We start from the raw sequence: 13,413 nt of genomic DNA, 5'->3' as shown, positions 1-13,413 counted from the left end.
GGAGTTGATGGAACAAACAATGATAAAACTGCAACAGATGCAAGATGTCATCAATTTATTTGATAGCATCAAGCCTGAGGCGCAGTTACCCGCGCAATACTATGAAAGCACACGCTATATTCGTTGGTCTGAATTTGAGGCAATGCAAGTGTATGAGCTTGATTTTGAGCCTTATTTATCAATTGCTGAACGCTGTAACATGCGTTTTTTTACCCTGCATCAGAGCCAGCAACGTGTGTACCTTGCTCATTTGAATGATGCTGGCCACGCACCAAGATGGGAAGCCCGGCCACTCTTATTATCACAGTTGCGTGATACCGAGTTGATGACATCTCTTATGCAAGATCACGCCTATCAATTAGGGCTGAAGATCAATCTCGAAGCAAACTACCCTATTTAGATTTTAGTGCTAGACGACATTGAAACCGCTTGTGGATCGATTGGAAAATATATTTTTACCTCAGTTCCCTTGCCTAACTCAGATGCGACGTCAATCGTACAATCGTGCTGACGCAAAATTTGAAGCACGATAGACATTCCCACTCCGGTCCCAGTCCCAACGGGTTTAGTGGTATAAAAGGCATCAAACATTCTTGTGAGGGTATACTCATCCATACCGCAGCCGTTATCAACGACCCTTAAGCATATGTTTGTATCGGATTGGGAGAGGTAAAGCTCTATTGCAGCAGATCTATCATCGACCACACTACAGGCCTGATAAGCATTCACAATAATGTTCATTAATACCTGATTGAGTTCGCCAACATTAAATAAAACCATAGGCACATGCGAAATCTCATTTTTTATCAAAACATTATTAAGCATTGGTCGCAATAATTTAAGGGTAAACTCTAGGGCATCGGCTAATTGAATGTAAGACTTCCCCGTTGAATCTGTTCGAGCAAAAAAGAGTAAATGGTTAACAATATCTTTGATACGCATTAAACCTTGGCAAGTATCGCTTGCCAGCTCAGGCAAATCTTCCTTAATAAACTGTAGCTTAGCCTGATCAATTTGTTGTTTATCGCCCGCATCAATACTCGCCAATAAGTCCTGAGCGTAGCTGGTTAAACTCCTGACATTTGAAAGGATATATGCAAGTGGATTATTAATCTCATGGGCAACCCCAGCAGCCACTGTGCCAAGTGATGCTAATTTCTCCTGCTGAATAATTGATTGTTGTTGCTGCTTAATCAGATCGATTTGTTGCTGTAACAACAGATTTTTCTCATAGAGTTGGCGGGTACTGTCTTCGAGCAACTGCTCCACCTCTTGCCTTGCCCTTTTTTCCCGCAGATAGGCTGCGTAGTAAGGATTTTCGCTGTCAGTCATTTTGTAACTCGATGATTAACATACAATGATCGGCGCCAGTATGCATGCAAGTATCGTGGGTGATCTGGATCTTTTGTTTAAAATGCTCTGCGGCACCAAACAGCAATCCTTCAGCACAAAAACACAGTCGGCGGGGGGATGAGTACCTTAACGCAATTTGATTGTCTGACAAGTGCTGGCCAGTAATATTCGGCAATGAGGGTTCATGGTAGAGCTTATTGACTTCTAAATGAATCACATCGTGGATCCCCATCACTAACGAAGTAAAATCTTCAAAATGTTCAACAACACTAGCGTGGCGTGAGGCCAGTCCATTAAACAGAAACTGACCAAATGCTTTGACTACGTCCTGTATCGGCATATTAAGCCGCTGAGCCACGTCCTGAACAATGCTAAATAACTCGGACTCAGCATAACTTTTGGCAGACACATACACGCGATCCTTAGGAGCATGTTTTTCCAACAAATCGTTCCACACTGACATACCGCACTGAGCTACGACCATATCTTCAAGCACATTAAAAATAATTCCTTTCATACACACCTCATGGGGTGACCAAGTCGAGCTAACAGGCGAGTGTCACATTTGTCCTATACATTACCTATAAAGTAATAGCAGCAATCTTAATGTTCACCAGTATTTTTATGCGAAGTTGCTAGGGCGTGTTGAATGTTTCTAAACCCAAGTCATCAAGTAATGACGTCATAGCCAAGCCGTTAATAACATCGTCGATAATAACCCTTAGCAGCAGGTCTATTCGTGAAGCGTTACCACTCACTGGTTAAATGTTGATTTAGATACACAGATGCGAACTTGCGTCTCTTTTCTTGAATAAAATCAACAGGAGTATAAGTCGACGTCCATCAATGCAGCATCCTGTTATACAAGGGTTGTTGATGCGCTAAATGCGCTTATCGCGCCCTTTATGCCAGTAAAAATTGCATCGCAATTTGACAATCTGATGGATAGCCACTTTTGTTTAGCCTAATATGCCACCAACTGTGAAATAGGCCATGCGACAAACGCATATTACAAACATTGCCATACCAATAAGTAGTCACTTTTATGCCTAAAACACCCGCCCACTCGCCCGCTAATACCCTTGTGGTCCTCGATTTTGAAACCTCGGGTCTTTCGCCCAGTCAAGGTGCTCGAGCTATTGAGATTGGGGCGGTATTGATTGAACAGGGCCAAATCACTGCGCGTTTTTCAGAATTAATGAATCCAGGTTTTCGGATAAACACCTTTATTGAAGATTACACCGGGATCAGCAATCAAATGCTGTCACGTGCAGCGCCCTGCGCCGAGGTAATGTCACGATTTGCCAAGTTTATCGGCAAGCACCATTTGGTTGCCCATAATGCCGCATTCGATCAGCGGTTTCTTGATGCTGAATTTGCTCAAATTGGTCACCAATATTCCGGCCAGTTTGGCTGCTCTCTCCTGTTGGCAAGGCGCTTGTACCCAGAGGCGATTAATCATCAACTGGCAACGTTAGTAAGCTATAAACAACTGCCGACCGAGGGGACTTTTCACCGCGCGCTTGCTGATGCGGAAATGACGGGACACTTATGGCTACGAATGTTAGCGGATCTGAAACGGGACTTTGCAATAGCCGAACCACCCTTCAGTCTAATGCAAAAAGTGATGCGCAAGAGTAAAGCTGAGGTGCCTAAGTTTCTGCGTCAATATGCCAGAGGTTAATCCACTCAGCGTTGACCAGTTTTACACCATACACCAGCCAAACTTGTCATAAAAAGCCAAGTGCTAGCAAACACTTGGCTTAATCGCGTAAATCAATACAGAGACAGCTTAGCCTAGCAATGCGAGGTCAATCCCGCAGGAACTGCGAACGACTAAGGTGGTTGGGATCAATTGAGGGCCTACCGCCTGACCGCGAATAAGCTTGAGCAAACTCTCGACTAAAATCTCACCCGCTAACTGAGTATTTTGTTTGATGGTTGTCAGTGGTGGATTAGCAAAACTTGCCACAGGAATATCATCATAGCCCACCACAGCCACTTGCTCTGGCACTAATATCCCCTTCTCTTTTAAGGCACGAATGGCACCAATAGCAATCAAATCACTAGCGGCAAAAATCGCATCAAACGTAAGCCTTTTTTCTATTAATGCCATCGCCGCATCATAACCAGCACTTTCAGTGCTAATGGCTGAAATTTGCCGCTCAGCCACCACTGGTAATCCTGCGGTTTGTAAGGCTTTGACATGACCTAAATATCTGTCCCTAAATTCTGGGCTATGACTAGAGGCGTCACCTAAGAAGGCAAAAGCGCTACGGCCAAGGGAAATCAAATGTTCAGTGGCTATCAGGCCACCTTGGTGATTATCACAACCAATGGATAATACGGATTTATTGTTATGCTCGGCGCCCCAAATCACAAAATGAGTATGTTGAGCGAGTAACTTTTCAAGCTTCTGCTCGTAATCCATATAATCGCCGTAGCCCAGCAAAATAATGCCATCAGCTTTATTACTGTCTTCGTAGTCGGCATGCCAATCGCTAGAAAGCTGTTGAAATGAAACGAGTAAATCATACCCCTGTTGCGCAGTTGCCCGTGTTATTGAGCCTAACATCGACAGAAAAAATGGGTTGATGAGGGAATCATCATTAGTCGGGTCTTCACACAATAACAGCGCCAGAGTATGACTATTTTGGGTACGCAAATTACTGGCGTTTTTATCAACCTTGTAGTTAAGTTCCTTTGCAATTGCTTGGATCCGCTGACGGGTCTCTAAGTTGACAAGCGGGCTATTTCTGAGGGCTCGGGAAACTGTAGACTGGGATACACCAGCACGATAAGCAATATCAATTGAGGTCGCTTTCGATGCCATAACGGAGGTCACCATAATTATTATTTTGGGGGATACTAAAACAGTTCTAATGACTTGTATAGCCGAAGGGTTTACAACTGTCTAACAAGTTAACCGAGTTAATCTGCTTTAACCTATTGAAAGCTAAACTAACTTAACCGCCACCTTAACGCTGGGTGCTTAACCACGATAATGCGGCTTATGATTGTGTGACTAAAAACACAGACTAGAGAAAATAAATGCTTCAAAAAAACCGCTAACGCTATTCACAGCTTTGCATTCACTAATAATTTGCTGAGTCGCATTTATTTTCTCTTAACCAGATAGAAGTTAAATCCCTAATTCATCGAGTAAATCATCGGCGTCCACATTGGTATGATGTTGACTTATCGCGGGCTTGTCCGCCATTCGGCTCCAAGGAGTGCTTTCAACATTTGAAGCTTGCGTCCCACTCACGCCGTGCTGTTCGAGTAAGCTATCAGGGTCAAACTCCTCATCATATTCAAACTCATCCAGTTTGATAAACTCGGTCTTATCCATCGCAAATTCAAGGTAGAAAATGTGATTATTTTCGGTTTTAAAGGACACTCGCCTTGCTACAGCATCATCCAAGTTTGCATCAATAGAGATAGTCAACTCTTTGTTTATCGTTAACATTTTTGGCTGACTTTGGCTGATGGAAGTTTGTAATTCCTTAGAGACTTTATTAATAAAGTCACCTAAGATTTGGTTCATTAACTCCCCCATCACATTACCCACTTCATCAGAAGTATGGGAAAAGGCTAATTCCTCTTCAGGCATGCCCATATTGAGCATATAGCGACGGTAGATTTCGATAGCCGCAGCAGCGGAAAAGTTAATAACAACAAGCCCTGAAAATCCCCCATCAAAAATCGAAAAACATCCTAAGTCGGGTTTTAAGCGGGTACGGGTAATGCTTTGTACCATACCTGCATGGCTCACGGTAGTGTTCATAATTCTGTGTCATTTCAGTAAAATATTCAAAAACAGGAATGACACATGACCCAACCTTTTAACTTCGAACAAGCCCTTAAAGATCTGCAATCAGGTAAAAGCCTCACAGGTAAAGACAGCATTCTTGGTCCACTGATCAAGCAACTCACTGAAGCGGCTCTCCAGGCTGAGCTTGAGCAGCATTTAGCGCATGATCCTCAGCCTAATCGTAAAAATGGCAAAACCTCTAAGACCATTAAGTATCCGTCCGGTAACTTTGAGTTAGACGCGCCTAGAGACCGCAATGGCACCTTTGAGCCTCAGTTGATTAAGAAAAATCAAACTACGCTAACCGATGAAATCGAACGTAAAGTGTTATCGATGTTCAGTATAGGTATGAGCTATCGCGATATTAATCAACATGTTGAAGATATGTATGGGCTCAATGTGTCTAACGCAACAGTCAGTGCTATCACTGACAAACTCATCCCCGAACTTAAAGCGTGGCAACAGCGCCCATTAGATAGCCATTATCCTATCGTTTGGCTTGATGCGATACATTACAAAGTCAAAGAGGATGGGCGTTACGTCAGTAAAGCCGTTTACACATTGTTAGCGCTTAATATGAAAGGAAAAAAGGAAATTTTAGGGCTTCACTTGTCCGAAAATGAAGGCGCTAATTACTGGCTATCCGTACTGACCGATCTTAATAATCGTGGTGTAAAAGATATTCTTATCGCCTGTGTTGACGGTTTGACCGGTTTCCCTGAGGCCATAGCCAGTATCTTCCCTCATACGGAAACACAGCTATGTGTTATCCACCAGATCCGCAACTCAATGAAGTATGTCGCCTCAAAAAATCAGAAAGCGTTTATGGCTGATTTAAAGCCTGTGTATCGAGCCGTGAGTAAAGAAGCCGCAGAGATGGCATTGGACGAACTGGAGGCCAAATGGGGTGATGCTTATCCGCTGGTAATCAACTCTTGGCGTCGCAAATGGCATAATTTGTCCCATTATTTTAAGTACCCAGAACATATCAGGAAAGTGATTTACACGACCAATGCGGTTGAGGCTGTGCATCGCCAATTTAGAAAGCTCACCAAAACCAAAGGTGCTTTTCCTAATGAAAATAGCTTGTTGAAGCTACTTTACGCAGGCATATTAAACGCCTCAGATAAATGGACCATGCCAATCCACAATTGGAGCCTTTGTTTATCTCAGTTAGCGATTTATTTTGAAGGACGTTTAGATAGCGTGCTGGAAATTTAAAAATTAGCCTGACACAGAATTTTGAACGCCCTCTGGCTCACATGGCTTGCGCTGGTACTCGATAATACATGGGCAACAGAGTGGCATAACTTCAACAATATATCGTCAGAAGTCACAATCGTATTTGTAGTCATAATTGATTCTCAAACATAACAGTTGATTAATCTTGCGCGTAAAACGGTAAAAAATCAAAATTAAAACAACTAATTAGATATAGTTATCATGATTGAATTTGTTAATAAATGGTAAGTTGTTGAATTTAATAAATACTTCATCACATGCGATTAAACTGATGAAATATCCTCAAAATAAGCCATAAAATCACCACTCAGGAGAAGGCCTGCAAAGATCCTGCTTAAGATCAAAGAAACCCCATATTGTTTACCAGTTTATATGAAATTTAACCCGCTAATATTCTATTAAAAAACATTCGCAGGTATATTGTTGAACATTATTTTTGCGCCCGAGGACTCCAGATGATCACTTTTTTGCGCCAATTCACCATTTTAAAACGTCTAATGATGATGTTAGTGATGGCGGCCATTGGAACTGTTTGTTTTGCAAGTTTTTCGATTAAAGAACAATACAGTAATTTGATCGAACAAAAATGGTTACAAATCGATGGTCAACTTGGCAGTATCCTCAGTGTGATAGACGTTTATCGCCAAGATGCTGTTAACGGTAAAATGAGCGAGCAAGAGGCTCAAAAAGCTGCTGCGAACCTCATTAACCAAACCCGTTATGCCGGGGTTGGTTACTTTATTCTGATTGATGACAACAACCAAATCCTAGCCCATGGTGAAAATGCCAGCCTAATCGGTACCTCTGCACAAAATTTCACACTCCCCAATGGCACTAATCCGCTGACTACGATGCTGTCTCAAGCTCGGCAACATGACAAAGCCATGCTGGAATATCCGATTGCTAATCCTGTTTCAAAAATTGTTGAGGACAAATTGGCCGAAGCCCGCTACTACCCACAATGGGGCTGGACTGTGATCACAGGGGCTTATCTCAGTGACGTAAAAGAGAGTCTGTATAATGTGATGATCGACTATCTGATTATCATGTTTTTGATTTCTGTACCTATTTTTGCATTTTTCCTTGTTCTTAATCATTCGATTACCTCACCATTGAATGATGCTATTGAAGCCCTTGAAGATATCGCTCAAGGCGAAGGCGACTTAAGCCAGCGTTTAAGCACTCAAGGCAAAGATGAAGTTGCTCATCTCGCCCAAGCCTTTAACCTTTTTGCCCAAAAAATTGGCGATATGGTGGGACATTTGCAACCCCTGGGAAAATCGCTCGACAACGATGCTAAACAGTTAATGCTTGCCGTTGAGGAGTCGAACCAAAGTGCGGAACATATCCACCGTGAAACCGGTAGCGTAGCAACGGCAGTTAATCAAATGCTGTCTACGACCCATGAGATGGCGAGCAATACCCAGCAGGCCGCCGATGCCGCCACCAGTGTGAAAAATCAGGCTCAGCAAAGTAAAGCTGTGATTGACAATACGGTGCGCGATACAGAGAAGTTGGTCCAAGAGCTGAAAGCATCAGAAGCAATCACTCAAAAATTGGGACAAGCCTCTGGTCAAATTGGCAGTATTTTGGATGTGATTCGGGGCATTGCTGAACAAACCAATTTGTTGGCACTTAATGCCGCCATTGAAGCTGCTCGTGCGGGTAGTCATGGCCGAGGATTTGCCGTTGTCGCAGATGAAGTAAGAGCCTTAGCCAATCGCACCCAAGACTCGACCAATGAGATCCAAAAAATTATCTCAGAAATTCAAACCGGTGTGGGCTCAGTGATGCAAAGCAATAGCCAAACCCAACATCAATCAGAAGAATTGCAAGCTAAGGCTCAAGAGGCTGGGCAAGCCATGGCCGCAATTCTGGGGCTAATTGCCCACATCAGCGATATGAACACTCAGTTAGCGAGTGCGACAGAAGAGCAATCCCTCGTGACAGAGGAAATTAACCGTAATATCTGTAATATTTCAGAGCTAACCGAAGTGTCTGTAAAAGCCAATGACAGTAATAGCCGAGCAGCACAATCATTACAGGATATTAGCCAGGATATGTCCCATACCTTAGGGCAATTTAAAATCTAACCTAGCGAATGTTTTCAATAGCAAACAAGAGGACGTATAAAAACGTCCTCTCTTCCTTTAACATTAGCTAATGAAACGACACAACCAACCCTAGCATACGAAATGCAGGCTGATTGAGGATGCACTTGAGAACAATGTCCTTTAAACAGGAATCCATGTTATAAGGTAAACTCCTAACTTGCATTCACCTCGCCAAAGGAGAACCGCCTATGCGTATGACCTTAGCCGTACATACCCGGCAATATACCATTCACAGTTTTAGCCCTAAGGCGCAAATTCCTACCGAAGTCTTTGCTGAAGAAGTGTATTTTATCTGCAAAACAGAAGAAGGTTTGACCTTGGTTGTGCCTAGTGAGCTTGCGCTTGATAGCTTAGAGCAAGAAACTAACTGGAGCTGTCTAGAAGTGTTAGGCCCTCTAGGATTTTCATTAACGGGTATTTTATCAAAAATTGCCAGCACCTTAGCCGATGTGCAAATCAGTATTTTCGCCCTTTCAACCTTTGATACTGACTATATTCTCGTGAAGAAAAATTGCCTCCAAGGCGCCATTGCTGCCTTAAAAAAGGCCGGTTATAAGATTATAGAGTCGAACGAAGCGCCATAATATTCATAAAGAGTTAAGCCACTATGTACGAAAAATCTGTCACTATCACCGCAAAACATGGTATTCATACCCGCCCTGCGGCACTATTGGTGAAAGAAGCCAAGACCTTCGATTGTGACGTTTTGGTTGAATGTAACGGCAAGCAAGCCAGTGCTAAGAGCTTATTTAAGCTACAAACATTAGGTTTATACCATGGTGTCACTGTCAGGGTTTTCGCCGAGGGAGAGCAGGCGCAGGAAGCCGTCGAAAAAGTCTCGGCCTTGTTAATCACCTTAAGTTAGCGAACCGCCCAACATCATTAGGAATGACTATGTCGATAACGGGGATTATTGTGTCATCGGGTATAGCCTTCGGTAAGGCTTTACACCTTAATCATTGCGAAAACCACCTCGACTATCGCCCAATTCCGCTCTCTAGGATCCCGCAGCAACAAAGTAAGTTTCTTAAGGCATTACAAACACTGAAACAACAGCTCAGTCTAAGCCAAACTAAGCTCGATCCTGACAGTGAAAACTACCAACTGATTGAAGCCGATTTATTACTCCTTGATGATGAAGAACTGATAGAACAAGTCAAAGAAGCCATTCGCACCTTACAACTTTCCGCCAGTGTTGCTGTTGAGCGAATATTTGCCCATCAAGCCAATGAACTCGAGTCCCTAGACGATCCCTATTTAGCCAATCGTGCCCAAGACGTTCGATGCCTTGGACAGCGCATAGTCACCGCGATTAATGGCCGTTTGGACCACGGTTTAACTCACCTGAGTGAACCGACGATACTGCTAGCACAGGATCTCACCCCAGCAGAATTTGCCTTGCTCCCTAAAGAGCACATCAGCGGTATTGTGCTTAAAACCGGTGGACTCACCAGTCATACCGCTATTTTGGCCCGTGCAGCAGGTATACCCGCTATTTTAAGTTGTCAGTTCGATGCAGAGCTCATCCCTAATGGCACCCCGTTAGTGCTCGATGCAATAAGTGGGGCGCTTTATGTCAATCCGGAGCCTGAGCAACAAGCTCGTTTAACCGTGACCCTGCACCATGAACAAGCAAGACGTCAGGCACTTCAAGCTTATCGCGATGTTCCGGCTCAAACACAGGACGGACATCAGGTTCGCCTGTTGGCAAACGTCGGCAATTTGAATGAGATCACCCATGTCAAAGATGAAGGGGCCGATGGAATAGGCTTATTCCGCACTGAATTTATGTTAATGCATACCAGCACCTTGCCGGATGAAAAAGCCCAGTACAATCTTTACTGCGAGGCTCTGCATGCTCTAGGTGGTAAAACTTTTACGATCAGAACCTTAGATATTGGCGCCGATAAAGAACTCCCCTGCTTATGCCAAGACATAGAAGATAATCCCGCCTTAGGACAACGTGGGGTGAGATACACCTTAGCGCACCCAGAATTATTTAAGACCCAACTTCGTGCCATTTTACGGGCAGCAAATCACGGTCCGATTCGCTTAATGTTTCCTATGGTCAATCAAGTGGAAGAGTTAGATGAGATATTTACGCTTATCGCCGAATGCCAGGATGCCCTCGAAGACGAAGAAAAAGGCTATGGTGAACTGAGTTATGGCATAGTGGTAGAAACGCCCGCGGCGGTGTTGAATTTAGCCTCTATGCTACCAAGGCTGGATTTTGTCAGCATAGGCACCAATGATTTAACACAATATGCCATGGCAGCAGACCGCACCAACCCACAACTGACACGGGATTACCCTTCTCTTTCACCTGCGATTTTAAGCTTGATAAACATGACAATCATTCAAGCCAAAGCAGCCGAGGTCACAGTATCACTCTGTGGTGAATTAGCCAGCTCGCCACACATCGCTCCGCTACTCGTGGGAATGGGGCTGGATGAACTCAGCGTTAACTTAAGCTCATTACTAGAAGTGAAAGCAGCCATTTGCCAAGGTGAACTGGCGAAATTTTCTGCGTTAGCGCACACTGCGATGCAGCAAAATAGAATTTCAGATCTGCAACAGTGTATAACAAACTGTAAATAGTACATTTAATTGGTTATGCTGCTTTACAGACCAACACAGAACAACAAAAACAAGCAAAGGGGCACCACATTATGGGATTTTTAAGCCGCATAAGGCGATTGGTATCAGGACAGCCACAACTTGCAGGTGGCATTATGGTCTACGCCCCCGTCAATGGGGAAATAGTCGCGATTGAAAAAGTCCCCGATGTCGTTTTTGCAGAAAAGATTGTCGGTGATGGCATTGCTATCGCGCCTAAGGGCGACACGATTGTTGCACCTATTGATGGTACTATCGGTAAAATATTCGAAACTAATCATGCCTTTAGTATTGAATCACCTCAAGGATTAGAACTATTTGTTCACTTTGGTGTTGGTACTGTCGAGCTAAGAGGGCGTGGCTTTAGTCGTTTAGCCGAAGAAGGTCAAGAGGTCAAAGTAGGCGATCCGATTTTGTCATTTGATATTGAGTATCTTAAAGACCAAGTAGACAGCTTACTCACGCCCGTGGTGCTTGCCAATATGGAAGATGTGAAGTATTTAGACAAAGCTCAGGGGAGTGTCACCGCGGGCAAAGATCCTATTTTTACGGTGCAACTTTAACAATTAATCCAGTGTTAATTAGCAGTCCATTTAAGATCCATACCTTAGCTAATCCCCTTTTCTTCGTTAATCATACCGCTGGTAGTTTGCTGATACTGCCAGTGGTCACATTCGCAGCATTAACCTAAGCAAAAACAGCAGCACCTCAAACAGCTAATCGACCTAATATCCATTAATAGTGATAAATTCAGTATTTTCGATAATAGGTAATTGGCCTAAGCGTGATAATTCTTGTTTGAGTTTGGTCATCACATCCATCTGTTTAGCTGAAGGCGGTAAATGTATCTTAACAATCCGTATAGCCGCGATGGACTTATAGTCAATCACCCGTCTTACAAATACGCAGTCTTTTGCCTGTATTTGAGATATCACTTCATTTGATACTTCATAATCCAATGGAAAATCAGCCTCACCTACCAGTCGTAATTGTAGGTAAACACTGTGTGACGCTAAGAGACTAATGCATTCACGCCATTTGGTATTGTTCATCACAACTCGTTGTCGTTATCTTTAATTCTGAATAGTATATATTTTTCAGATAGATAAATCATAGATTGCAATCTAAAAATAAAAGGCCAAGTGTGGAGAGCACTTGGCCTTTGACTGGAGATGAAATATTACACGCGATTAGAAACCTTCAACGCCCGCCATATCGGGAAGATGATGGGCAATACCTTTGTGGCAATCAATACAGGTCTTCTCACCACTGGCCAGCGATGTGGAGTGCATCTGCGCGGCGCGTGGTGACTGCCTAGTAAAGTCCATATAGGTAAAGTTATGGCAATTTCGACACTCGAGCGAGTCATTTGCCTTTAACCTTGCCCATTCATGTTCAGCCAGCTCGCGACGTTTACTCTCAAACTTTTCGCGGGTATTGATGGTACCAAACACTTTACCCCACACTTCTTTCGATGCCTGCATCTTACGGGCAATTTTATCGGTCCAGTTGTGTGGCACATGGCAGTCAGGGCAAGTTGCACGCACCCCACTACGGTTAGTGAAATGGATAGTCGACTGTAACTCTTGGTAGACGTTATTTTCCATTTCATGGCAACCAATACAAAAGGCTTCTCTGTTCGTGGCTTCAAGCGCAGTGTTAAAGCCCCCCCAAAAGATCACCCCTGCCACAAAGCCACCTAAGGTTAGAAACCCTAAACTGTAGTGCACACTCGGACGATTGAGCACTTGCCAGATCTTTTTAAGTTTATCTAACATGCTGACTCCTAGTGTTTTTTCTGCTCAGTGTTCGCTTTAATCAGATGATCCATATCCACAAAGTCGTTCTCGACCAGTAATTTGGCATCCAGTTGCGGCACATGGCACTGAGTACAGAAATAACGCCTTGGTGAAAGCTCAGCTAAAAAGTTGTTATCCCTATCCATATAATGGGTCACGCTCACCATGGGTGCTTGCGAATCTCCAGTGCGTTGTCTTGCATGGCACGCCATACATTTATTGACCTTAAGATCGAGCTGATAGCCATCGATCTTATGCGGGATCACGGGTGGCTGCATTGGGTAGTTACGCACCTCTTTGATATCTTTATTCAGCACCGCCTGCATCGCGGGCGGTGTTGGCTCAACGTTAATCGGCGCCTGACGTAAGGTATCGATCTTATCCTCAGGAATACTGGCTGCAGTCACACTTGTCATCATCAGGGCTGAAAAGACAAGCGCACTAAATGCTGAAGCTAATTTGAATGTTTTCATCC

The 13,413-nt window shown here is 43.7% G+C and carries 14 protein-coding genes and 2 pseudogenes; 8 read left to right on the top strand and 8 right to left on the bottom strand.

Features of this window, described 5'->3' with window-relative positions; genetic code table 11:
* Nucleotides 1–7: 7 nt before the first annotated feature.
* On the top strand, nt 8–400 hold the full coding sequence (locus CEQ32_RS03515) for a hypothetical protein (protein ID WP_037418057.1): 393 nt from the start codon (nt 8–10) through the stop codon (nt 398–400).
* Here the strand turns inward: CEQ32_RS03515 and CEQ32_RS03510 are convergent.
* Together CEQ32_RS03510 and CEQ32_RS03505 are read right to left on the bottom strand one after the other, a co-directional pair.
* Nucleotides 397–1,332, bottom strand: a complete 936-nt coding sequence (locus tag CEQ32_RS03510) for a sensor histidine kinase (RefSeq protein ID WP_055648450.1) — start codon at nt 1,330–1,332, stop codon at nt 397–399. The genes CEQ32_RS03515 and CEQ32_RS03510 overlap by 4 nt on opposite strands.
* Nucleotides 1,325–1,870 (bottom strand): heme NO-binding domain-containing protein, encoded by a 546-nt coding sequence (locus CEQ32_RS03505; protein ID WP_055648449.1) that lies wholly within the window; start codon nt 1,868–1,870, stop codon nt 1,325–1,327. Before CEQ32_RS03505 ends, CEQ32_RS03510 begins: the two co-directional genes overlap by 8 nt.
* A 528-nt stretch (nt 1,871–2,398) precedes the next feature.
* Between CEQ32_RS03505 and CEQ32_RS03500 the strand changes: the two genes are divergently transcribed.
* Nucleotides 2,399–3,037, top strand: coding sequence for a PolC-type DNA polymerase III (locus tag CEQ32_RS03500; protein ID WP_055648448.1), 639 nt, complete (start codon nt 2,399–2,401; stop codon nt 3,035–3,037).
* Between the two features lie 108 nt (nt 3,038–3,145).
* On the opposite strand, the gene CEQ32_RS03495 is transcribed toward CEQ32_RS03500, so the two are convergent.
* Entirely contained in the window at nt 3,146–4,186 is a 1,041-nt protein-coding gene (locus tag CEQ32_RS03495) for a LacI family DNA-binding transcriptional regulator (RefSeq protein ID WP_055648447.1), read from the bottom strand.
* A gap of 309 nt (nt 4,187–4,495) precedes the next feature.
* Nucleotides 4,496–5,128: pseudogene (locus CEQ32_RS03490) on the bottom strand (DUF3334 family protein); the annotation flags it as partial.
* 57 nt (nt 5,129–5,185) lie between these two features.
* On the opposite strand from CEQ32_RS03490, the gene CEQ32_RS03485 reads away from it, so the two are divergent.
* Nucleotides 5,186–6,388, top strand: a complete 1,203-nt coding sequence (locus tag CEQ32_RS03485; RefSeq protein WP_032482388.1) for an IS256-like element ISSod4 family transposase — start codon at nt 5,186–5,188, stop codon at nt 6,386–6,388.
* Nucleotides 6,389–6,423: 35 nt separating this feature from the next.
* Here the strand turns inward: CEQ32_RS03485 and CEQ32_RS03480 are convergent.
* Nucleotides 6,424–6,522: pseudogene (locus tag CEQ32_RS03480) on the bottom strand (DUF3334 family protein); the annotation flags it as partial.
* A 342-nt stretch (nt 6,523–6,864) separates the two neighbouring features.
* Between CEQ32_RS03480 and CEQ32_RS03475 the strand changes: the two are divergent.
* The 5 genes from CEQ32_RS03475 to crr all read left to right on the top strand — a co-directional run bounded on the left by CEQ32_RS03475 (nt 6,865) and on the right by crr (nt 11,702).
* Nucleotides 6,865–8,502 carry a methyl-accepting chemotaxis protein gene (locus CEQ32_RS03475; protein ID WP_055648446.1) on the top strand — a complete coding sequence of 546 codons (1,638 nt, stop codon included), beginning with the start codon at nt 6,865–6,867 and terminating at the stop codon, nt 8,500–8,502.
* 209 nt (nt 8,503–8,711) lie between these two features.
* On the top strand, nt 8,712–9,107 hold the full coding sequence (locus CEQ32_RS03470; protein ID WP_037418252.1) for an ACT domain-containing protein: 396 nt from the start codon (nt 8,712–8,714) through the stop codon (nt 9,105–9,107).
* A gap of 23 nt (nt 9,108–9,130) precedes the next feature.
* Nucleotides 9,131–9,388 (top strand): HPr family phosphocarrier protein, encoded by a 258-nt coding sequence (locus CEQ32_RS03465; protein ID WP_037418255.1) that lies wholly within the window; start codon nt 9,131–9,133, stop codon nt 9,386–9,388.
* 29 nt (nt 9,389–9,417) lie between these two features.
* Nucleotides 9,418–11,121: a phosphoenolpyruvate--protein phosphotransferase gene (gene ptsP, locus CEQ32_RS03460; protein ID WP_088585513.1), complete on the top strand. Its 1,704-nt coding sequence runs from the start codon at nt 9,418–9,420 to the stop codon at nt 11,119–11,121.
* Between the two features lie 71 nt (nt 11,122–11,192).
* A complete protein-coding gene (gene crr / locus CEQ32_RS03455; RefSeq protein ID WP_037418261.1) occupies nt 11,193–11,702 on the top strand; it encodes a PTS glucose transporter subunit IIA in 510 nt (169 codons plus the stop codon).
* A 162-nt stretch (nt 11,703–11,864) separates the two neighbouring features.
* Here the strand turns inward: crr and CEQ32_RS03450 are convergent, their stop codons facing one another.
* From CEQ32_RS03450 to CEQ32_RS03440, 3 genes are all read right to left on the bottom strand, one after another.
* A complete protein-coding gene (locus CEQ32_RS03450; protein WP_088585512.1) occupies nt 11,865–12,191 on the bottom strand; it encodes a hypothetical protein in 327 nt (108 codons plus the stop codon).
* A 138-nt stretch (nt 12,192–12,329) separates the two neighbouring features.
* On the bottom strand, nt 12,330–12,917 hold the full coding sequence (locus CEQ32_RS03445) for a cytochrome c3 family protein (RefSeq protein WP_037418266.1): 588 nt from the start codon (nt 12,915–12,917) through the stop codon (nt 12,330–12,332).
* A gap of 8 nt (nt 12,918–12,925) precedes the next feature.
* Nucleotides 12,926–13,411, bottom strand: coding sequence for a nitrate reductase cytochrome c-type subunit (locus tag CEQ32_RS03440; RefSeq protein WP_037418269.1), 486 nt, complete (start codon nt 13,409–13,411; stop codon nt 12,926–12,928).
* Nucleotides 13,412–13,413 lie beyond the last annotated feature (2 nt).

This window comes from Shewanella sp. FDAARGOS_354 (genome assembly GCF_002209245.2).
Taxonomy (GTDB): Bacteria; Pseudomonadota; Gammaproteobacteria; order Enterobacterales; family Shewanellaceae; genus Shewanella; species Shewanella xiamenensis.
The sequence above is the reverse complement of the archived record's forward strand: the minus strand, read 5'-3'. Positions and strand labels throughout refer to the sequence as shown.